This window comes from Halothermothrix orenii H 168, assembly GCF_000020485.1.
GTDB classification, from domain to species: domain Bacteria; phylum Bacillota; class Halanaerobiia; order Halanaerobiales; family Halothermotrichaceae; genus Halothermothrix; species Halothermothrix orenii.
In genome coordinates, this window is sequence record NC_011899.1 from 240527 (window position 1) to 261120 (window position 20594).

Here is a 20594-nt window from a genome sequence, read left to right on the forward strand (position 1 = left end):
GTGTAATTAAATGAGCACAGAATACGAAACTATTATTGGACTTGAGGTCCATGTCCAGTTGTCTACCAACTCCAAGATCTTTTGTGATTGTAGCACTGAATTTGGGGCAGAACCAAATACCCATACCTGTCCGGTCTGCCTGGGTTTGCCTGGAACCCTGCCGGTTTTAAATAAAAAGGCGGTTGATTATGCTATTATGGCCGGCCTGGCTCTTAATTGTGATATCAGTGAGTATAGTAAATTTGACCGGAAGAATTATTTCTACCCTGATCTTCCTAAAGCATACCAGATTTCCCAGTATGACCTGCCCCTGTGTCAGAATGGCTACATAGAAATTGATACAGAAGATGGGGTTAAAAAGATAGGTATTACCAGGATTCATCTTGAGGAAGATGCCGGAAAACTTATTCATGAGGGGACAATAGATGAATCAGATTCCAGTCTGGTTGATTATAACAGGACGGGTGTTCCTTTAATTGAAATTGTCAGTGAACCCGATATGAGAAGCCCATCTGAGGCCCGGGAGTACTTGACCCAGTTAAAAAAGGTTATGGAATATCTGGGGGTTTCTGATTGTAATATGGAAGAGGGTTCCTTACGGTGTGATGCCAATGTGTCTATCAGGCCGGTTGGCCAGGAGGAATTTGGAACCAAAACCGAACTTAAAAATATGAACTCTTTCCGGGCTGTTGAAAGGGCCCTTGAATATGAAGTTGAAAGACAGAAAAAGGTACTTGCCCGTGGAGATAAAGTAGTTCAGGAAACCAGAACCTGGGATGAGAAACTGAATAAAACAATCTCCATGAGAGGTAAGGAAGAAGCCCATGACTACCGGTATTTCCCGGAACCTGACCTGGTTCCCCTGGAAGTTGATAAGGGATGGGTTGAGGAAATTAAAAGTAAACTTCCGGAACTCCCCCGGGCCCGGAAGGAAAGGTTTGTAAAAGAGTATGGCCTGCCTGAATATGATGCCGGTGTCCTGACCGATTCCCGATCTCTGGCAGATTTCTTTGAAGAGGTTGTTAAAGCATATGATGACCCGAAAACTGTTAGCAACTGGGTAATGGGAGAGTTTTTAAGGCTGATTAAAGAAGAAGGAATTGTCATAGAGGAGAGTAAGATTACCGGGGAACTTCTGGCCCGGATGCTAAAATTACAGGATAAAGGGGTTATCAGCAGTAAGATAGCCAAGACAGTATTTGAAGAGATGTTTAAAACAGGAAAGGACCCTGAAAAAATCGTAGAAGAAAAAGGTTTAAAACAGATCAGTGATGAGGGACAGCTTGAAGGAATAGTGGAAAAGGTTATTGAGGAAAACCCTGAAGCTGTTGAAGATATCAGGGGAGGGAAGGGTAAGGCTATCGGCTATCTGGTGGGTCAGGTTATGAAGGAAACCAGAGGCAAGGCCAATCCCCAGCTTGTAAACAAGTTGCTCAGGGAGAAAATAACCGGCCAGTAAAATTAAGTGAATAAATTGTGTATAAAATTAATTATTCCTGGAATATAGTTAAAATGAAAGAATCAGGATTATTAAATTAGCCACCGGTAACATCCGGTGGTTTTTTTATATTAAAGAATAATCATCCTGAAAATTAACAAGGAATAATCCGCCTCGATATGAGAAAGTATAAGATTGAGTAAAATAAAAATATTATTTTAATATATCAGAGGGGGTATTTTTATGGAATGTTCTACAGTTATGGCAATAGTACAGGAAAACAGGACTGATTCTGCCCCGGAGGTTCAGGAAATATTGACAGAATTTGGGTGTATAATCAGTGCCCGGATTGGTTTACACAGGTTAAAGGACTGTACCGAAGAAGGGTTAATATTACTCCACCTGTGTGGTGAAGATAGCAAGATAAATGACCTTCACCAGAAGCTAGAAGAAATGGAGAGAGTCAGGGTAAAAGAAATGAAGATTGACTAAAAGATATTATAGAGGTCAAAAAAAGAGGTCAAAAAAAATACCCACACCCGGTGGGTATTTTAATTTATCTGGTTTTAGATTTTTTCTTCATTTTCATTTTCTCCAGGATAGGGGCCGGTATTCCCCTGTTTATTTTGTAATTTTTAAGACTTAAATGGAAACTTCCTTCTTTGAAGTCTTTAATCTGCCATTCAGAATTGAATTTGGTTGGGATAGCCAGATTTCCTTCAACCTCTACGGGCATGGAGAAAGTATCCATCTTTTTATACCGGGCAGTCAGGTAGAAAACCTCATTAACAGAAGGTGTTTTAAATGAAATTCTGGCCTGTTTTATATATTTTTCTTTCCGGTCTATCCAGAGATGTATTATAAAGTTTTTGCGTGGGTCGCGGGGTTTTAGCTCAAATTGATAGTTATTGCCTTTTTTATCCACAAAACTGAGGTGGTAATTCTCCAGTTGGAAGAAACTGGGATGAAGGCTTTTCAGGGTTTCAGTTGGGAGTAAGACAAAATCGGTTGTATCTATGTAAGTGAGGTCAGGTTTTTTGAAATGGTATTTAAAATTAAACTCTGATTTCTGTTCACTGGAGAAGTTTACCTTGAGAAAAACATCGACAGTAAAATTATCAAGTTGCATTTGCTGTGTAATAACCTGATAACATAACTGTTCCGGGCTGGTCAGGTTTTCAGGTTTACTGGCATAAACCATATAGGCCGGATTCAGGTGATGCAATGATCCCAGAAGGCATAGCAAAATAAAAATATTTAAAAGCTTTTTTAACATATAACATTTCCCTCCTTGATTCATTTTCTGTTATGGTTAATTTTATTTATGGCTAACTTAGAATATCCCTTCTATGAAAGCCATAAAGGCTGGCCCCGATAAAGGTCAGGGTATGTAATCCCAGGATAGACATGGATTTAAAGACCTGATTCCAGTCTATTTTTGGTGATAACAGGTTGATCCAGACATCCATGTGGGTGGTAAAGAAGAAGGGTTTTAATTCCTGCAAAAAAGGGAATGCAGAGACAATCCTCAAGAAGATAACCACCACCAGGGGAAATATCATGGCTGCTATCGGGTTTTTTAGAATACTGGAAAGGAAAAACGAAAATGTGGTTACGGTAAGTAAAATTAAAAAGGATATACCATAAACCATTAAAATACGGGTTAAAGCAGTACCCGAATTCAGGATATTAAACCAGCCCACATTTCCTAAAAATAAGCCGACGACAAATAGTGACCCCTCTCCAAAGATTAAAAGGGAGACCCCCAGTCCAATGATCAGCATTACCACAAAAATAAGCATGGTGTAGATACAGACTGTCAGGAGTTTAGCCAGGAGGAATTTATATCTCATAACCGGTCTGGTCAGGATTAGTCTCAGGGTTCCTTCCTGGCTTTCCCCGGCTACAATTTCTCCGGCCACCAGAACTATCAAAACAGGGGCGAAGAAATTCATGGTTCCCTGGTTTAAGGTAGTCAGGGCTACCAGGTAACCGTTTAAAACTGAACCAGAAAGAGTAAAGGTCCGCCCCAGGGCTTTAGCCAGAAAAGGGGTTGGGTCCCTGAATAAAAAAATAATAATAATTGTTATCGGGATTAATGCAGCTCCTGTTAACCCCAGGTAAGTCCGGGGGCGGTGAAACATTTTTTTTAACTCCAGTTTTAATATTGGCCACAGCAATTTAATTCCCCCTTTTTCCTGGTTAATGTCAGGAAGAAATCTTCAAGGCTTGTATTATTTTTCTGTAATGAGGCTACTTTTATTCCGTTTTTTACTAGATATTGATTAAGGAGATCGGGTTTTAAATCCCGGGTAAATACTTTAACCTGATTTAGATGATTATTGTTCTGAACTGCTTTAATAACCCCGGGGTGGCTGTGTAAGAGATTGATTGCCTTTAATACAGGTGAAACTTCCAGGGTTAGAATCTCCTGGGGAGTATTCAGGAGGTCAACCACCCGACCCTGGGCCAAAACTTTACCTTCCTGGAGGATGGCAACCCGATTACATATACTTTCAATTTCCTTTAGAATGTGGCTTGATATCATAAAGGTAATACCTTTTTGTTTGTTTAAGTTTAAAATCAGTCGTCGGATATGGTTTATGCCCTCCGGGTCGAGACCATTGGTTGGCTCGTCCAGGATAACCAGTTTTGGTTTGCCCATTATTGCCTGGGCAATACCGAGTCTCTGTTTCATTCCCTGCGAAAAAGTACGAACTCGATCATTTCGCCTGCTGTAAAGACCAACCTGAATTAAAGCTTTATCGATGGTTGATTTATCTTTTATACCAGATATCTGAGTAATCAGTTCCAGGTTTTCATAGGCTGTCAGGTATTCATAAAATCTGGGTATTTCTATCAGAGAACCCAGGTATCTACGGAGAAAGAGGTGCTTTTTTCCATCAAGAAGGGTGTTATTGAATAAAATCCGGCCTGAGGTAGGAGTAACCAGCCCGGTAATCATTCTAATAGTGGTACTTTTTCCAGCGCCATTTGGACCCAGAAAGCCAAAGATATCACCTTTATGTACCTTCAAATTTACACTGTTGACTGCCAATCTCTGTCCAAATTTTTTAGAAAGGTTTTTTGTTTCCAGTATAATTTTTCCCATAGTCACAGTCCTCCTTTATTATTACTATTTCCAGAAAATGTAGAATTTATGACCTGTTTTCACGGAAAAAACTTGACAAACATATTGTAATATCATAATATATAAATATGACAATTTATAAAATAGACCGGGGTGTTTATTAAAGTGAAGGATATCACAAAAATCAGGAATGAGATTGAAGAGAAATCCAGGGTGTTAAAGGCCCTGGCCCATCCCACCAGGCTCTGTATTGTTAAGGGTTTACTGGAAGATAGTGGATGTAATGTTTCCAGGATGCAATACTGTCTTGAGGTTCCCCAGTCTACCCTGTCACAGCATTTATCAAAATTGAAGGATCTGGGTATAGTTGAGGGAAAACGGGTTGGTAAAAAGGTAAAATATTATGTTATCAGTGATGAGGCAAGAAAAGTAGTAAAAGCACTATTTGATTGATTACAGTGTAAAAAGGCAAAAGGGGGTTAACAAATTGGGTAAAAAGATTGTAATTGTCGGTGGTGTTGCCGGAGGGGCCAGTACAGCTGCCCGTTTGCGGAGGCTGGATGAAGAGGCAGAAATTATTATTATGGAAAAAGGAGACCATATTTCTTTTGCAAACTGTGGTTTGCCCTACCATATCGGTGGAGTAATTAAGGAAAGGGAAAAACTTCTTGTTCAAACCCCTGAATCTATGGAGGCCAGATTTAATATCGATGTCAGGGTCAGGAATGAGGTTGTCCGGATTGACCGGGATAAAAAGGAAATCAAGGTCAGGGATTTAAATAAAAATGAGATTTATTGTGAAAGTTATGACTTTCTTATTCTATCACCGGGGGCTGAACCAATTAAGCCACCCATTGATGGAGTGGATTTTCCCAATGTTTTTACCCTGAGGAATATTCCAGATACTGATAATATTAATGAATTTATATCTAAAAACAACCCGGATAGGGCTGTAGTTGTAGGTGGTGGATTTATTGGACTGGAAATGGCTGAAAACCTTCAGGAGCGGGGGTTGAAGGTTTCCCTGGTAGAGATGGCTCCCCAGGTTATGGGGAATATGGACTATGAAATGGCAGCCATGATTCATAATCATCTCCGGGAGCAGGGAATTGACCTTCATCTAAATGATGGAATTGCATCAGTCAACAGGAAAGGAGGCAAAACGGTAGTTGTACTCCAGAGTGGCCGGGAAATTGAAACAGATCTTGTCATTATGGCTATAGGGGTCAGGCCCAGTACTAAACTGGCCAGGGAAGCTGGACTGGAAATAGGTGAAAGTGGTGGTATCAAGGTAAATGAATATCTGCAGACCTCTGATAGATATATATATGCCATCGGAGATGCCATTGAAGTAATACATCTGGTCACCGGACAGTCGGTATTGATTCCACTGGCTGGGCCTGCTAACAAACAGGGACGGATTGTTGCCAATATTATCTCCGGTAAGTCTGATAAGTATAAAGGTACCCAGGGGACAGCTGTGGCCAGGGTTTTTAATCTGACTGTTGCCAGTACCGGAGCCAGCGAAAAGCTTCTTAAAAAAGCAGGACGGGATTATCTGGTGTCCTATACCGTGTCCAAAAATCATGCCGGTTATTATCCCGGAGCCAAACCGATGACAATAAAACTCCTGTTTACTCCTGACCGGGGAGTAGTGCTCGGAGCCCAGATAGTTGGTTATGAAGGGGTTGATAAGAGAATAGACCTTCTGGCTACTGCAGTGAGACACGAAATGACCGTTTATGACCTCCAGGAATTGGAACTTGCATATGCCCCACCCTTTGGTTCTGCTAAAGACCCTGTCAATATGGCCGGTTACACAGCCTCCAATATTCTCGATGGTCTTGTGGAGGTAGTCTACTGGGATGATATAAATAACCTTGATAAAAATACCATCCTGCTTGATGTCAGAGAGGAGGTTGAAACCCAGATTGGTAGTATAAATGGTTCAGTAAATATACCTCTCAATAGTCTCAGAGAAAGGCTTGATGAACTTGATAAGGATAAAGATATAATTGTTTACTGTGCCATGGGATTAAGGGGATATATTGGTTATCGGATCTTAAAACAACATGGCTTTAAAAAGGTTAAGAATTTAAGTGGTGGTTATAAATTATATAAGGCCGTTCAGGATGATAAAAGTGAAGAGATAAATACAGCGGGGTATCAAGAATTAAATTTAACTTCTAATCCCGGGGCAGGGAGGAAGGCCGGTGAAGAAATTTCCCGGGAAATGTCGAGTAACAGGGTTAAGCTTGATGCCTGTGGCTTACAGTGTCCCGGCCCCATTATGCAGGTCTATCATAAGATGGAGGAATTAAAAGATGGTGATATCCTGGAAGTAACTGCCTCTGATCCCGGATTTTTACGGGATGTGGAGGCCTGGTGTGATAATACTGGAAATACCCTTGTCGATAAAGAAAAACAGGGTGATGTCTATAAGGCAGTTATCAAAAAAGGAAGAGGGTTTAAGGTAGAAAATAATACTTCCAGTGAAGATACTGTTGCCACTTCTAAGGGGAAGACAATGGTTGTTTTCAGTGGTGAGCTGGATAAGGCTATTGCCTCTTTTATTATCGCCAATGGTGCAGCTTCCATGGGTAATAAAGTGACCATGTTCTTCACCTTCTGGGGTTTAAATATTTTGCGGAAGGACCGTGCTGTTAATACTAAGAAAGGATTTATGGAGAAGATGTTTGGGAAAATGATGCCCCGGGGTAGTAAGAAGTTACCCCTTTCCAAAATGAACATGATGGGGCTTGGCCCCCGTATGATCCGTAAAGTTATGGAAGGCAAAGGGGTAGATTCCCTGGAATCCCTGATAAAACAGGCCCGGGAGAATGGGGTAAATATGGTGGCCTGCCAGATGTCCATGGATGTAATGGGAATCAAAAAGGAAGAGTTAATAGATGGAGTGGAAGTGGGTGGGGTTGCTTCCTTCCTGGGGGCAGCCGATAAATCAAATATGAGCCTGTTTATATAATTATTTATTATCTATTTATTATCTTAGTTATATAAAAAGTTATAAAAAAAGTTATATAAAAACACTTATATAAGGTTGCTTCATATTTATTATGTAAATATGCAGGACTTCTATATGAAAAATATAGGGTAAAAATCAAAAAGTTTATTAAACCCCCGGTATTATACCGGGGGTTTTTCTGATATTTTTGCTGTATTTTTTTGGTTGCTACATAAAGCGAAATTTTTCCCGTAATAAGCAGGAAAAGGGGGGGATAATGTAAAATTAATATAAGGGATATAATTTACGAAAACGATTGAATATTTAACGCTATAGACTTGAAATGAAGGTGATAAGACATGGGTAGGGTCATTATGCAGGCATTTTACTGGGATTGTGAATCTAACTGGTACAGGAAAGTTAAAGAAAAGTTACCTGAATTATATTATGCTGGAATAACTGATATCTGGTTGCCGCCCCCATCCCGGGGTTTAAACCAGGGGGGGATGGGCTATGATATTTACGATCATTACAATTTGAACACCAGGTTTGGTACAAAAAGGGAGTTAAAAGATTTAATCAGGACAGCCCACCGCTATGGAATAAGGGTAATAGCAGATGTAGTTATGGGACATGCCATCGGAGGTAAAAAAGAATATAACCCATACCTTGAGACCGAAACCTATACAAAATTTAATCAGCCAGAATTTCCTAAAAATTATAAACATTTTTGCCATAATTGTGTTGGTTGCCATACAGATAATAGTTACGGGGAAAAGATATGCTATTATTCTGATAATGGTTATATGAAGGACAACCTTATCAAATGGTGCCGCTGGTTAAAGGACAGTATAGGATTTGACGGATTCAGACTGGATAATTGTAAGCAGATAAGGTGGGACTTTATCAGGGACTGGAAAGAAGCTTTGCAGACCTTCACGATTGGTGAGTATTGGGATGGAGATAGAGGATTATTACAACGATGGCGGGATTATACCAACTGTAATGTCTTTAATTTTCCACTTTTCTATTCCCTGAAGGAGATGTGTAATAATCCAGCCTTATTTGATATGAGATGTTTAATGGATAATGTTTTCGAAGGTTCAGTTAGTTTTGTTGAAAATCATGATACTGACCGGTTTGACCCCGTTATTTTTAATAAGATACTGGCCTATGCCTTTAATATTTTGTTTACCGATTATACCTGTATTTTCTGGAAGGACTATTATATATATAATTTAAAAAGAGAGATAGATAGTCTCTTAGAAATCCGTAATCGAACAGTTGACCGGGTAGAGATAGAATATGCTGATTATGATCTTTTAGTTGCCCGGCGGGGGAATTACCGGATCTTTATAAATAAAGGGGAAACTACCCGGATTTATAATGGAATGAGAATAGATGGAGCCAATTATAAAATAGCCTACAATACCCGGGCTGAACATTATCTTGAAGAAAGTATGACTTAAGGCTATATTTCAAGATTTAAAAGTTAGACCGGAGTTTACAGGAATTTTAAATTTTAATATATAAAAAAATTTCTAATTTTTGCTTGACAAAAATTAAAAATTCTTGTATAGTTATAGTGTACTAGTTAAAATGTATCCGCGTCGGGGAGATGCTGCTGAAAAAGCTATAATCGAACTTGTTGAAGAATAGAGAGCAGGTGTATTTTATGAGCCTGGTTGAAGCCAAGGGCGTAGGGTACAGTTATCAGGAAGCCGGAACGGATGAACCAGCTTTAAAAAATATAGATCTGACTGTGGAGAGTGGCGAATTTGTCGCTATTATTGGTTCCAATGGTTCCGGTAAATCTACCCTGGCCAGATTACTTAATGTTTTGCTGGTCCCTACTGAAGGGGAAATACTGATCGATGGCTTAAAAACTTCCGAAAAAGAAAATATATGGGAAATAAGACAAAAAGTGGGCATTGTATTCCAGAACCCGGATAACCAGCTGGTTGCGACCACTGTTGAGAATGATGTGGCTTTTGGTCTGGAAAACCTGGGAGTACCCAGTCGTGAGATACGTCTCAGGGTAGACAATGCCCTGAAAATGGTCGGAATGAATGGGTTTCAGGAACATGAAACCCATAAATTATCTGGAGGGCAGAAGCAAAGGGTTGCTATTGCCGGGGTTATAGCCATGGAATCCGATTGTATCGTACTGGATGAACCTACAGCCATGCTCGACCCCAGGGGTCGGAAAGAAGTAATGGATACAGTTACTTATTTAAATAAAGAAAAAGGGATAACAATTATTCATATAACCCATTTTATGGAGGAGGCTGCCCTGGCTGATAAAATATATGTTATGCATCAGGGCCAGATATATAAAAGTGGAACTCCCAGGGATATATTTCAGGATGTTGAAGGATTAAAAAGTGTTAATCTTGATGTTCCCCAGGTGGTTGAGCTGGCAAACAATCTCAGGAAAGCCGGTATGACTGTTCCGAGAATATTATCGATAGATGAGTTGGTGAGTTGCTTATGTTAATCCAGCTTAAAGATGTTTCTCACATTTACAGTGGACAAAATGAAAAAGCACTTGAGTCTGTAAATCTCAGGATTCAAAGTAATGAATTTATCGGGATTGTTGGGCATACCGGCTCCGGCAAGTCCACCCTTGTTCAGTTATTTAATGGATTGATTAAACCGAGTGAAGGCAAGGTTTTTATAGAGGGGATAGATATACACCAGAAAAAGGTCAGTAAAAGAGAAATCAGACAGAAAATAGGACTGGTTTTTCAGTATCCTGAACATCAACTCTTTGAAGAAACGATATATGATGAAGTGGCCTTTGGTCCCCGTAATTTAGACCTTTCTGAAGAAGAAATTAAAAAAAGGGTTATTCAAGCTTTATCACTGGTAGGTATGGATTATGAAACATATAAAGATAGGTCCCCTTTCCATTTAAGCGGTGGTCAGCAACGGAAAATAGCTATTGCTGGTGTTCTGGCCATGATGCCAGAAGTTTTGATTTTAGATGAGCCAACCGCGGGCCTTGACCCCAGGGGCAGGGAACAGCTTATAAAATTGCTGAAACAGTTGCATCGGGATTATAAAATGACAGTTATCCTCATATCACATCGGATGGAGGAAATTTCACAGTTATCTAACCGGGTGTTGGTATTAAGCCGTGGTAGAATTGTAATGGATGGTAAACCTGAAGAGGTATTTACCCGGGTTGATGAAATCAGAAAGCTCGGATTAGACCTCCCACAGATAACGGAAGTTTTATGGGAATTAAAAAACAGAGGGTTACGGGTTAGAACAGATATTTTTAATGTTGAAGAAGCAACCCGGGAAATAATTACAAAAATGAGGGAAAGCCAATGTTAACTGATATAACAATTGGCCAGTATATACCTGGAAATACAATTGTCCATAATCTTGACCCACGGATAAAAATAATAATTAGTATAATATTAATTACGGCCCTCTTTTTTATAAAATCTTTTACTGGATTTTTATATTTTTTATTATATATTACTTTTATTATTTTTCTGGCAAAATTACCGGTTAAAAGAATAATCAAGGGTTTAAAACCTATTCTTTTTCTGGTGATTTTGACCCTGCTTTTACATGTACTATTCACACGGGGCGGTAAAGTATTGTGGCAATGGTGGGTTATAAGGATTGATGAACATGGACTTTTCACCGGTCTATTTATGGCCAGTCGTATTTTATTATTAATTGCTTTTACCTCGTTACTTACCCTGACAACATCCCCATTACAGCTTACAGATGGGATTGAGTACTTACTTTCTCCCTTTAAGAGGATTGGGGTACCTGCCAATGAACTGGCTATGATGATGACTATTGCTTTACGTTTTATACCAACCCTTATGGAAGAAGCAGAAAAAATTATGAAGGCCCAGAAGGCCCGTGGGGCTGATTTTGAAAGTGGTAGTATTGTTCAGAGAGCCAGGAATCTAATACCCCTGTTGGTTCCCCTGTTTATCAGTGCCTTCAGGAGAGCTGATGACCTGGCCCTGGCGATGGAGTCCCGGTGTTACCGTGGAGGAGAAGGGCGGACCCGTCTCCATGAGTTACAAATACAGAGAAGGGATATATTCAGCCTCATTATGTCAACTATTATTGCCATTTTTATTAGTTTTTTCTAGATATATTTTTTCTTAATTTATTTTTCTGGGTGAGAAATATTAATACTGATATAAAATTAACTTATATATTTTATTCAATTTATTAAATAGTTTATTAATATTTATATTTCGTTACTGTAACTGTAACCCTGAGATGATTCAGGTGGGGGATTGAGATGGAGCGAAATATTAAGATAACCGTAGAATATGATGGAACCAACTATAGTGGCTGGCAAATCCAGAATAATACCCCGGAGACAATACAGGGAGTATTAAGTAAATGTCTTTTTGATATAAATAAGTCGCCAGTTAAATTGATAGGGGCCAGCCGGACAGATGCCGGGGTTCATGCCCGGGGCCAGGTGGCCAATTTCAGGCTTAAAGTGGGAATCCCGGTAGAAAGAATTCCCCTTGCTTTAAACAGTAAACTACCACCTGATATAGTATGTAAAGATGCTGAGGAAGTAACTGAAGATTTTCATGCTCGTTTTGATGCCAGGGGGAAAAGATATATCTATCGAATTCTTAATAGTGAATATCCATCTCCTTTCTTACGTAATTATACCTATTTTATCCCCCATAATCTAAATATAGATAAAATGAGAGAGGCAGGTTCGCTTTTAATTGGAGAACATGATTTTGCCTCTTTTCAGGCATCCGGTGGATCCAATAAAACCACTGTGAGGACAATAACAAAATTAGATATATATCGTGACCAGTATCAAATAAAAATAGAAGTATGTGGTAATGGTTTTTTATATAAAATGGTCAGGATAATAGCAGGTACTTTGATTGAAGTCGGGTTAGGGAAAAGAACTGTAAAGAGTGTTGGTCAGCTATTGGAGATAAAGGATAGAGATAGAGCAGGTTTTACTGCACCACCCCGGGGGTTAACCCTTATTGAAGTATTTTATTAAAAAAGTCTGTCAGGGTATTATAATATCCTTGACAAAGGGTATTTGTTGTATTAAAATTACTATGAGTTAGTATGTAAAAATGCCCCGTTACATTATATTATATAATGTTATTTTATATCTAAATTGTATTTGTTAAAGAAGGAGGGATAAAAGTGTCCACCTATATGGCCAAACCTCATGAAGTAGAACGCCAGTGGTATGTTGTTGATGCCACTGATAAAGTGTTGGGTCGTTTAGCCACAAAGATTGCAGAAATATTGAGGGGTAAACATAAACCAACCTTTACACCACATGTTGATACCGGTGATTATGTTATTGTTGTAAATGCAGACAAGGTAAAATTAACCGGTCGGAAATGGGAACAGAAAAAGTATTACCGCCATAGTGGGTATCCCGGTGGTTTGAAGGAAATGAGCTATGAAAAATTACTTCAAACTAAGCCGGAATTGATTATTGAAAAGGCTGTCAGGGGAATGTTACCCCATAATAGACTGGGAAGAAAGATGATTAAGAAGTTAAAGGTTTATGCAGGTCCGGACCATCCACATGAGGCCCAGAAACCTGAAAAACTAGAACTCTAGCCAGAAAGGAGGAACTTAAATGGCGGCAGAGGTACAATACTGGGGTACCGGTAGACGTAAAACTTCAACTGCCAGGGTCCGTTTAGTACCCGGTAGTGGTAAGATTTTAATAAATGGAAAAGATGTTAAGGAATATTTTGGACGGGAAACCTTGATTAAAGATTTAAAGTCTCCTCTTGAATTAACCAACAACCTGGATAGTTTTGATGTTCTGGTTAATGTTAATGGGGGTGGCTTAAGCGGTCAGGCCGGGGCAATTCGTCATGGAATTGCCAGGGCTTTATTAAGAGTCGACAAGGATTATCGTAAACCACTTAAAAAAGCCGGTTACCTGACCAGGGACCCGAGAATGAAAGAAAGGAAAAAATACGGTCTCAAAAAGGCCCGTAAAGCGCCACAGTTCTCCAAAAGATAATATATTACCTATTAAAAAAAGAGAGGGATGTCCCTCTCTTTTTTTAATTGTATACAGGTATTTAAACGGAGAAAGGATTTAATCTTAAGACTACTTGAGACTATTAAAAAAGGATATTTTCTGAACTTACCTGGGGGTACCAAAATTCTGGACCCAATCCTGTATTGCCATAAAACACATAAAAATACTGAAAAATACAGAGCAATAATATTATATATAGCCACCCAAATAAATAAAATAGAATAGAGGAAATAATAACTTTAACCAGAAATATAAAAATGGAGGTGGTAATATATGGGTGTAAGAATGGCTGCTCTGGCTCCACACCCCCCGATTATAATCCCCGAGATAGGAGGCAGGGAACGGGACAGGGTAAAAAAGACGATAACGTCTATGACTCGCCTTGCGGAAGATATTAAAAATGTAGATCCCGATATTTTGATTACTATAAGTCCCCATGGGCCTGTTTTTTCAGATGCTATCAGTATTATATACCAGGAGGAGTTAACAGGTGATTTTTCTGAATTCGGGGCCCCGGAAGTAAACTTTAAAATAGATATTAATCTTGAGCTAATAGACAGATTAAAGAAAAATGCTGATAAAGAAGGTATAGATGTATTTACCTTGAACAAACAGAGTTTACAGAATTACAGTATTTCTCCCCGTCTTGACCATGGTGTTATGGTTCCTCTGTATTTTATCCAGGAAGCCGGTGTCAATAAACCTGTTTTACCATTAACAATGGGCCTTCTGGAGTATGAAACACTGTATAAGTTTGGGTACATTATAAATAGGACTTTAGATGAAATGGATTTGAAGGCGGTTATTGTTGCCAGTGGTGATCTATCCCACCGATTAAAGCCTGGTGCCCCTGCCGGATACAGTCCTGTTGGCAGGAAGTTCGACCAGAAGTTAATTGAATTATTAGAAAAAAAGTCTTACCGGAAGATACTGAAACTTGATAAGGGCTTAATCGAGAAGGCGGGAGAGTGTGGGCTTAGACCGTTAATTATAATGCTGGGGGCTATACAGAATTTAGAACTTGACGTAGATATTATGTCCTATGAAGGCCCCTTTGGGGTAGGGTATGCAGTAGTTGAATTTTATCAGATGGAGGGATAAAGGATGTCAAAACTGAGTAGCTATATAACTGGACTTGCCAGAAAAACAATCGAAGTTTATATTAAAGAAGGACGTCAAATAAAAGAGTTGACCGATCTTCCCGAGGAACTCAAAAAAAGAGCAGGTGTTTTTGTATCCCTAAAAAAAGATGGTAAATTACGGGGATGTATCGGTACATTTTTACCAACCCAGGACAATATTGCCCAGGAAATAATAAAAAACGCCATAAGTGCCGCTGTCCACGACCCTAGATTTGGGCCAGTCAGGGTAGAGGAATTAAATAAAATAGAGATAAGTGTCGATATTTTAACAGAGCCGGAAAAAGTTAATAACCGGAATGAACTTGATCCTCATAAATATGGGATTCTGGTAAAAAAGGGGCACAGGACTGGTCTCCTTCTCCCTGACCTTGAGGGGATAGATTCAGTGGAAAAACAACTGGAGATCGCCAGATTGAAAGCTGGAATAAGACCAGATGAGGAAGTTGAGATATACAGGTTTCAGGTAAAAAGATACAAAGAGAGGTAATATCAATGGAAAAAGCCGGGTTCTACATAAAGATGGATAATGATAAAGTACAATGTCTGCTATGCCCCCATACCTGTGAAATTCCTGTCGGAGAAAAGGGCCGTTGTAAGGTCAGGGTAAATGAAAAGGGTGAATTAATTCTAAAAAACTATGGAGTCATTACATCTATGGCAATTGACCCTGTTGAAAAAAAACCATTATACCATTTCTATCCCGGAACCAGGATCCTGTCACTGGGGACATATAGTTGTAATTTTACATGTAAACACTGTCAGAACTGGCAGATAAGCCAGGAAAAACCCGAAGTTGTAACCAGCTATTCACCGAAAGAAGTGGCTGACCTTGCCCGGGATAAAAATGTAATCGGGGTGGCCTATACCTATTCAGAACCATCGATCTGGTTTGAATATGTTCTCAAAACAAGCCAGGTCGTCAAATCTAACGGGATGAAGAATGTCCTGGTGACCAATGGTTTTATAAATAAAAAGCCGCTCAAGGAGCTTATACCCTATATAGATGGTATTAATATTGACTTAAAGGCCTATAATCCTGATTTTTACCAACGTATCTGTGGTGGCAAGTTAAAACCTGTTCTGGAAAATATTAAATATCTGCGGGATAAAGTCCATATTGAAATCACAACCCTTTTAATTCCTGGATTGAATGATTCGACCGAGGAACTTGAGGATATGTTTCAGTGGCTCAACAGTCTTGATCCGGATATTCCCTTACATATAACAAGGTATTTCCCCAGATACAGGTTGAATCTGCCCCCGACTTCTATAGATGAATTAAAAGAAGCTTATGACCTGGCTAAAAGATATTTAAATTATGTATACCTCGGTAATATTAACCTTGATCAGGGCCGGGATACTGTGTGTCCCCACTGTGGTCAGGTTGTAATTGAAAGGAATATCAGAGTCATAAATAGAATTAAAGATGGGAGATGTCCCTGGTGTGGTCAGGAGATAAAAGGAGAGTTCAGGAATAAATAATCTAACAATTTATAAAATTACTTCTTTTTGTTAGTAATTGACAAAATTAAAATGGAGTGCTATACTAACATTGAGCATAAGCCCTATAACACAATAAGCTCATAAGGAGGGTGATAAGAATGAAAGCTAAGAAGGTAAAATGTCCTGTATGTGGAACTCACAACTGGTCAGGTAATGAATACTGTGAAAAATGCAGTGGTGCCCTTTACAGGGACAGAATTGTAGAAAACGATTTACCAGAATTCAAGATAACAAAACTTTACTTCTAACCTTTTAGTCATTTCATCTTTCACTGTTTAAGTTTTAAGTAGCAGATAAGAGAAATAAGATTATAAGTTTTATGATGCCAGGAGTCACATTATTATACTTACCTTGAAATTTAATAATGAACTGAAAAAACAATATCTTTATAGACCGGTTAAACAAGCCGGTCTTTTTTTATTTTTAAGAGGAAAATATTAATAAAATTTTAATGAGTAATATCCCTGATATAAAAAATGTTAAAAAAGTCCCGGAAACAGGAGATGGTGCATATAATAAATGAGGATAGTTTTTAAAGGGATTAAAATTTGATAAATTCCCAACCATATATGTAAATAATATAGAAGGTATAGTAACCGGCCAGAAAGATAGATGGAGTGATTAACGACCTGGTTTTACGGTATAAGAAAATTGTTATAAAAGCAGCTATAAATTTAATTATAATTTGAGTAGGGCCACTGGTTAACAGTAATATAGAATATGCAAATGAACTTATGATAAGTCCCGGGAAGGGTTTTAATTTTCCCAGTAAAGTCCTGTAAAATATGTTAATTAAAAGGAAGGCTTCACTTAAAGCAATAATAATGGTACCCGGGTAAATTATGATAACAGAAAAAATGCTATTAATAAAATGTTCCGGCTTATCAAAAGTATACAGGGGGTTAAAGTTAGACCCGGATAATGATTTATAACTTAAGGGGATATTTACAAGAAACAAAACAGCAAACAGTAGACTAAAGATAAGGGAAGTCCCCAGTAAAATTTCTTTTTTTAAATTTTTAGTAGAAAGGCCAAGTGTTCTAAAATCAACTCCATATAATGAAACAAGATAGAAGATTACCAGAGCAAGAAAAATTAACCTGCCACTGATGACGAACAAAAAGTGAAATATACTTGTTAAAACCGGGGTGTAGGGGAATACCAGTCCCCTGGTCAGGTAACCAAAAGCAGCCATAAAGTACCAGAACCCCACAATAATAAGGATATCTTTATAGTTAATTTTATGTACATAAAGCGGTCTTTCTTTCATTTTTTTCTCTCCTTTCACCAATTAAAATTTCGCTACAAGTTAATAAAATCCTCTTTTATCCACTATATTGGGGCATTCTGCTCACACCCATGTTAACCCGGGGTTTAAAAAATATTAATTTACTGTTATATTTAAGCTACAAATAATTTATGATTTCAGAAGAATTAATTGTAGAAAGCCCTGACAAATCCTAAAAGAATATATAAATTAACTTAAGGAAAAAGCAGGTTTATTATATATTTTTATCGAAAATAGTAGTTGTTAAACAAAATATTAGTTATCTTGTTTTAAAACATAAATTTTAGTATAATAACTTCGTGGTTAAAATTGATCAAGAGGTGAGATTATGGGTAAATTATTTGGAACAGACGGTGTCAGAGGAGTAGCAAACAAAGAACTTACAGGTGAACTGGCCTATAAACTGGGAAGGGCAGGAGGTTATTATTTAACCAGAGATTATAAGGGAGGCAAAAAACCGGTAGTTTTAATTGGTAAGGATACCCGGATTTCGGGTGATATGCTGGAAGCCGGGCTGGTAGCCGGTTTGACCTCTGCAGGCATTGATGTTATTAAGCTCGGTATTATTCCGACACCAGGGGTATCTTTTTTAACCTCAAGTCTTGATGTCCAGGGAGGGGTAATGATTTCTGCCTCTCACAATCCTATTGCCGACAACGGTATAAAGTTTTTTAACCAAAAAGGTTATAAACTTACCGATGAAATGGAGGATGAGATTGAAAATTTAATTTTTAATAAACTGGAGACCATACCCTACCCCACCCATGAGAAGATCGGGGTAGTTGATTCTGCCCCTGAATATTACCATAAGTATGTTGATTATTTGAAGGAGACAGTTGACTCAGATTTTTCAGGACTGAAAATAGTTGTTGACTGTGCCAATGGAGCTGCCTATAAAGTTGCTCCAGAAGTTTTGAAAAAACTGAGGGCTGATGTCATGGTTATCAACTTGAAAAGGCCAAAACCAGTTTCAAGTTAGCCCTTTTGAAATTCAGCAAAAGGCTGGAAATAAATATAAAAGATGATATAATATTGAATATACCTGATGAACAAAAACTGGAAGAAATTAATTTGAGCTGGGAAGAAGTCTGGAATAGGGCTGTAGCAAGTGATACTAATATTGAGGTTATCAAGAAAAATATAGAACAGCAGGAGTACCTGGCTGAAGGGTTGTCCGGGATGGAACTGCCTACTGTCAATCTTTACGGTAAGGTCTTCTGGGATAAAGAAGAATTCCCTTCTGATTACCAGATAGGCTTAAACCTGAGTTATAATTTTAATACCTATAATAATAAAAGCAAAGGACTGGAGATAACGGGAATAGAAAACGGAATCCAGAGTTTAAAAGAGGAGTTAAAAAACAGGAGAAATGGTTTAAAGCTGGAGAGTATTGACCTTATTGAAAACCAGAAAACTATTAAAAAGCAAATTGGTTATTCCAGGGAAGCCATTGAACTTACCCGCCAGAAGCTTGAGATTGCTGAAATCCGGTATAAAACAGGTGTTGCAACCCTGAGTGAGCTTTTGAACTATCAGATTGAATTAAGGGAACGTAAATCTGCCTATATAACGGAACTTACCAATTACTATAAAAACCTTTATTCTATAAAGCTCTTGATAGGTGAATTTCCTGAAGGGGAGGATATGTAGATATGAAAAAAAAGATTATTATTCTTATATTGATAGTGGCTGTAATTGGCTCCAGTATTTATATGATGAATAAAAAAGGTGGGAGCAAACAGGTTGCCGGGAATGTAAAACTTGTCAAAACCGTGGAGGCAAAGCCTGGTGAAATTATGACCAGGGTCCTGGCTGATGGTAATGTTACTTTTGAAAATGACAGGGATATTAAAGTCAAGGTCTCCGGCCTTGTTGAAAGGGTCTATATCGAGGAAGGGGATGAGGTAGCAGAAGGTGAGAAGATTATTAAAATCGATGGAGACCCTCTAAGGGATAATCTTGAACTTGCCAGATTAAGTTTAAAAGAGGCTTCAAAAAATTACGAAACCCTTGTTAGTAACTTTAAGAAGCAGGATAAAATAAATGAATTAAAGCTTAAAGAGGCCAGACAGAATTTAGAACTTGCCCGCTTATCACTCAATAAAGAAAAAGAGTCACTGGAATATAAGCTTAAGACCCTGCAGGATAAGATTGATGATGCTAAGAAGGCCCTTGATGAGGCCCGCAAAGAATGGGAAAAGCAGAAATACCTTTTCCAGAATAAGGCTGTTGCTGAAAAGGCTGTTAAAAATGCAGAAAAAGCTTACCAGACAGCCCAGGATAACTATGAAGACCTCAAAGAAGAGCTCAAGTATTTGGAGCAAAAAACCATTCCGAGAACTATTGAACTGGCCAATCTGGAAGTGGGAAAAGCTGAAAACAGTCTGGAGCTTTTAAAGAATTCTCTGGAAAAAAGTAATATTACTGAAAATGACCTGGAACTGGCCCGGATAAAGATTGACAGGGCAAAAAAGAATATAGCTGATATTAAGGAAGATTTGAACAGATTAGAAACCCTGGCCCCGATAACAGGGACCATTGTCTCTCTGGAAATCAGGGAAGGCGATAAAGTTGTAGAAGGAACCACTGTCGGTAAAATTGCTGACCTTGAATCCTTACTTATAGAAGTTATGGTAGATGAAGTTGATGTCAATGAAGTGGCGGTAGGACAGAGTGTTACTCTAACCAGTGATTCTTTTGAGGATAAGCTTACAGGAGAGGTAATAAAAATAGACCCGGTTGCCACCAAGGTAGGCAATCTAAATAAATACAGGACACAGATAGTGGTTAGTGACCCTGAAGGTGTTTTAAAACCGGGTATGTTTGTTAATGCGGAAATCGTTACATCCTACAAAAATAATGTAATTACCCTGCCGCCCCTGGCAGTCCTGGGAGACGAAGATAAATATGTATATGTTGTTGAGGATGGTAAAGCTGTAAAGAGGCCGGTGGAACTCGGTCTACAAAACCTTACTAAAGTGGAAGTAAAAGGTGTTAAAGCCGGGGAACGGGTTATCATTGGACCATTTACTGTCCTTAAAGATTTAGAACCCGGGACACCTGTGTCTGATGTTACTGAAAGAAAAAAAGATAAATAAAGGGGGAGTCCAGGATGGAGGTGAAATTAAAT

The 20594-nt window shown here is 38.5% G+C and carries 22 protein-coding genes; 18 read left to right on the forward strand and 4 right to left on the reverse strand.

The window, feature by feature from the left end; all coding sequences use genetic code 11:
- Window positions 1-10 precede the first annotated feature (10 nt).
- Window positions 11-1459, forward strand: coding sequence for an Asp-tRNA(Asn)/Glu-tRNA(Gln) amidotransferase subunit GatB (gene gatB, locus HORE_RS01285; RefSeq protein WP_012635193.1), 1449 nt, complete (start codon window positions 11-13; stop codon window positions 1457-1459).
- Window positions 1460-1681: 222 nt separating this feature from the next.
- Complete coding sequence (locus HORE_RS01290; protein ID WP_012635194.1) at window positions 1682-1930, forward strand: CPF_0552 family protein; 249 nt, start codon at window positions 1682-1684, stop codon at window positions 1928-1930.
- A 64-nt stretch (window positions 1931-1994) separates the two neighbouring features.
- On the opposite strand, the gene HORE_RS01295 is transcribed toward HORE_RS01290, so the two are convergent.
- Genes HORE_RS01295 through HORE_RS01305 form a run of 3 tightly spaced genes read right to left on the reverse strand, consistent with a single transcriptional unit; the run spans window position 1995 to window position 4550 of the window.
- A complete protein-coding gene (locus HORE_RS01295) occupies window positions 1995-2714 on the reverse strand; it encodes a LolA-like protein (protein WP_012635195.1) in 720 nt (239 codons plus the stop codon).
- Window positions 2715-2766: 52 nt separating this feature from the next.
- Window positions 2767-3618 (reverse strand): ABC transporter permease, encoded by an 852-nt coding sequence (locus HORE_RS01300; RefSeq protein ID WP_012635196.1) that lies wholly within the window; start codon window positions 3616-3618, stop codon window positions 2767-2769.
- A complete protein-coding gene (locus HORE_RS01305) occupies window positions 3600-4550 on the reverse strand; it encodes an ABC transporter ATP-binding protein (protein ID WP_012635197.1) in 951 nt (316 codons plus the stop codon). The genes HORE_RS01300 and HORE_RS01305 overlap by 19 nt, the downstream gene beginning before the upstream one ends.
- A 144-nt stretch (window positions 4551-4694) precedes the next feature.
- Here HORE_RS01305 and HORE_RS01310 point away from each other — a divergent pair, with 144 nt between their 5' ends.
- The 13 genes from HORE_RS01310 (at window position 4695) to HORE_RS12835 (ending at window position 16424) form a co-directional block, all read left to right on the forward strand.
- The gene (locus tag HORE_RS01310) at window positions 4695-4982 is read left to right on the forward strand and encodes an ArsR/SmtB family transcription factor (RefSeq protein ID WP_012635198.1); all 288 of its coding nucleotides are present in this window, start codon (window positions 4695-4697) and stop codon (window positions 4980-4982) included.
- A 34-nt stretch (window positions 4983-5016) separates the two neighbouring features.
- Entirely contained in the window at window positions 5017-7512 is a 2496-nt protein-coding gene (locus HORE_RS01315; RefSeq protein ID WP_012635199.1) for a CoA-disulfide reductase, read from the forward strand.
- 338 nt (window positions 7513-7850) lie between these two features.
- Window positions 7851-8960 carry an alpha-amylase family glycosyl hydrolase gene (locus HORE_RS01320; RefSeq protein ID WP_050748584.1) on the forward strand — a complete coding sequence of 370 codons (1110 nt, stop codon included), beginning with the start codon at window positions 7851-7853 and terminating at the stop codon, window positions 8958-8960.
- A gap of 206 nt (window positions 8961-9166) precedes the next feature.
- Entirely contained in the window at window positions 9167-9988 is an 822-nt protein-coding gene (locus tag HORE_RS01325; RefSeq protein WP_012635106.1) for an energy-coupling factor transporter ATPase, read from the forward strand.
- Window positions 9982-10833, forward strand: coding sequence for an energy-coupling factor transporter ATPase (locus HORE_RS01330; protein ID WP_012635107.1), 852 nt, complete (start codon window positions 9982-9984; stop codon window positions 10831-10833). Before HORE_RS01325 ends, HORE_RS01330 begins: the two co-directional genes overlap by 7 nt.
- On the forward strand, window positions 10827-11618 hold the full coding sequence (locus HORE_RS01335) for an energy-coupling factor transporter transmembrane component T family protein (RefSeq protein WP_012635108.1): 792 nt from the start codon (window positions 10827-10829) through the stop codon (window positions 11616-11618). Before HORE_RS01330 ends, HORE_RS01335 begins: the two co-directional genes overlap by 7 nt.
- A 155-nt stretch (window positions 11619-11773) precedes the next feature.
- On the forward strand, window positions 11774-12514 hold the full coding sequence (gene truA, locus HORE_RS01340; protein WP_012635109.1) for a tRNA pseudouridine(38-40) synthase TruA: 741 nt from the start codon (window positions 11774-11776) through the stop codon (window positions 12512-12514).
- A 152-nt stretch (window positions 12515-12666) separates the two neighbouring features.
- Entirely contained in the window at window positions 12667-13095 is a 429-nt protein-coding gene (gene rplM / locus HORE_RS01345) for a 50S ribosomal protein L13 (RefSeq protein ID WP_012635110.1), read from the forward strand.
- A gap of 19 nt (window positions 13096-13114) precedes the next feature.
- Window positions 13115-13510: a 30S ribosomal protein S9 gene (rpsI, locus tag HORE_RS01350; protein ID WP_012635111.1), complete on the forward strand. Its 396-nt coding sequence runs from the start codon at window positions 13115-13117 to the stop codon at window positions 13508-13510.
- Window positions 13511-13804: 294 nt separating this feature from the next.
- Entirely contained in the window at window positions 13805-14632 is an 828-nt protein-coding gene (amrB, locus tag HORE_RS01360) for an AmmeMemoRadiSam system protein B (RefSeq protein WP_012635112.1), read from the forward strand.
- Window positions 14633-14635: 3 nt separating this feature from the next.
- Window positions 14636-15160, forward strand: coding sequence for an AmmeMemoRadiSam system protein A (gene amrA, locus HORE_RS01365; RefSeq protein WP_012635113.1), 525 nt, complete (start codon window positions 14636-14638; stop codon window positions 15158-15160).
- Between the two features lie 5 nt (window positions 15161-15165).
- Window positions 15166-16155 (forward strand): AmmeMemoRadiSam system radical SAM enzyme, encoded by a 990-nt coding sequence (gene amrS / locus HORE_RS01370; RefSeq protein ID WP_012635114.1) that lies wholly within the window; start codon window positions 15166-15168, stop codon window positions 16153-16155.
- A gap of 119 nt (window positions 16156-16274) precedes the next feature.
- A complete protein-coding gene (locus HORE_RS12835; RefSeq protein WP_167935742.1) occupies window positions 16275-16424 on the forward strand; it encodes a hypothetical protein in 150 nt (49 codons plus the stop codon).
- A 293-nt stretch (window positions 16425-16717) separates the two neighbouring features.
- Here the strand turns inward: HORE_RS12835 and HORE_RS01375 are convergent, their stop codons facing one another.
- The gene (locus HORE_RS01375; protein WP_012635115.1) at window positions 16718-17446 is read right to left on the reverse strand and encodes a CPBP family glutamic-type intramembrane protease; all 729 of its coding nucleotides are present in this window, start codon (window positions 17444-17446) and stop codon (window positions 16718-16720) included.
- A 346-nt stretch (window positions 17447-17792) separates the two neighbouring features.
- Between HORE_RS01375 and HORE_RS01380 the strand changes: the two genes are divergently transcribed.
- The 3 genes from HORE_RS01380 to HORE_RS01390 are packed head-to-tail and all read left to right on the forward strand — an operon-like array spanning window position 17793 to window position 20562.
- A complete protein-coding gene (locus tag HORE_RS01380) occupies window positions 17793-18443 on the forward strand; it encodes a phosphohexomutase domain-containing protein (protein WP_012635201.1) in 651 nt (216 codons plus the stop codon).
- A gap of 5 nt (window positions 18444-18448) precedes the next feature.
- A complete protein-coding gene (locus HORE_RS01385; RefSeq protein WP_012635202.1) occupies window positions 18449-19114 on the forward strand; it encodes a TolC family protein in 666 nt (221 codons plus the stop codon).
- 2 nt (window positions 19115-19116) lie between these two features.
- On the forward strand, window positions 19117-20562 hold the full coding sequence (locus tag HORE_RS01390; protein ID WP_012635203.1) for an efflux RND transporter periplasmic adaptor subunit: 1446 nt from the start codon (window positions 19117-19119) through the stop codon (window positions 20560-20562).
- Window positions 20563-20594: the final 32 nt, after the last annotated feature.

Excerpts from the sequence above, each read along its gene's own strand:
- amrS (WP_012635114.1), top strand. The coding sequence starts at position 15,166 with ATGGAAAAAGCCGGGTTCTACATAAAGATGGATAATGATAAAGTACAA.
- HORE_RS01290 (WP_012635194.1), top strand. The coding sequence starts at position 1,682 with ATGGAATGTTCTACAGTTATGGCAATAGTACAGGAAAACAGGACTGAT.
- HORE_RS12835 (WP_167935742.1), top strand. The coding sequence starts at position 16,275 with ATGAAAGCTAAGAAGGTAAAATGTCCTGTATGTGGAACTCACAACTGG.
- HORE_RS01320 (WP_050748584.1), top strand. The coding sequence starts at position 7,851 with ATGGGTAGGGTCATTATGCAGGCATTTTACTGGGATTGTGAATCTAAC.
- HORE_RS01390 (WP_012635203.1), top strand. The coding sequence starts at position 19,117 with ATGAAAAAAAAGATTATTATTCTTATATTGATAGTGGCTGTAATTGGC.
- HORE_RS01375 (WP_012635115.1), bottom strand. The coding sequence starts at position 17,446 with ATGAAAGAAAGACCGCTTTATGTACATAAAATTAACTATAAAGATATC.
- gatB (WP_012635193.1), top strand. The coding sequence starts at position 11 with ATGAGCACAGAATACGAAACTATTATTGGACTTGAGGTCCATGTCCAG.
- amrB (WP_012635112.1), top strand. The coding sequence starts at position 13,805 with ATGGGTGTAAGAATGGCTGCTCTGGCTCCACACCCCCCGATTATAATC.
- rpsI (WP_012635111.1), top strand. The coding sequence starts at position 13,115 with ATGGCGGCAGAGGTACAATACTGGGGTACCGGTAGACGTAAAACTTCA.
- truA (WP_012635109.1), top strand. The coding sequence starts at position 11,774 with ATGGAGCGAAATATTAAGATAACCGTAGAATATGATGGAACCAACTAT.
- HORE_RS01335 (WP_012635108.1), top strand. The coding sequence starts at position 10,827 with ATGTTAACTGATATAACAATTGGCCAGTATATACCTGGAAATACAATT.
- HORE_RS01380 (WP_012635201.1), top strand. The coding sequence starts at position 17,793 with ATGGGTAAATTATTTGGAACAGACGGTGTCAGAGGAGTAGCAAACAAA.
- HORE_RS01330 (WP_012635107.1), top strand. The coding sequence starts at position 9,982 with ATGTTAATCCAGCTTAAAGATGTTTCTCACATTTACAGTGGACAAAAT.
- HORE_RS01295 (WP_012635195.1), bottom strand. The coding sequence starts at position 2,714 with ATGTTAAAAAAGCTTTTAAATATTTTTATTTTGCTATGCCTTCTGGGA.
- HORE_RS01325 (WP_012635106.1), top strand. The coding sequence starts at position 9,167 with ATGAGCCTGGTTGAAGCCAAGGGCGTAGGGTACAGTTATCAGGAAGCC.
- HORE_RS01305 (WP_012635197.1), bottom strand. The coding sequence starts at position 4,550 with ATGGGAAAAATTATACTGGAAACAAAAAACCTTTCTAAAAAATTTGGA.
- amrA (WP_012635113.1), top strand. The coding sequence starts at position 14,636 with ATGTCAAAACTGAGTAGCTATATAACTGGACTTGCCAGAAAAACAATC.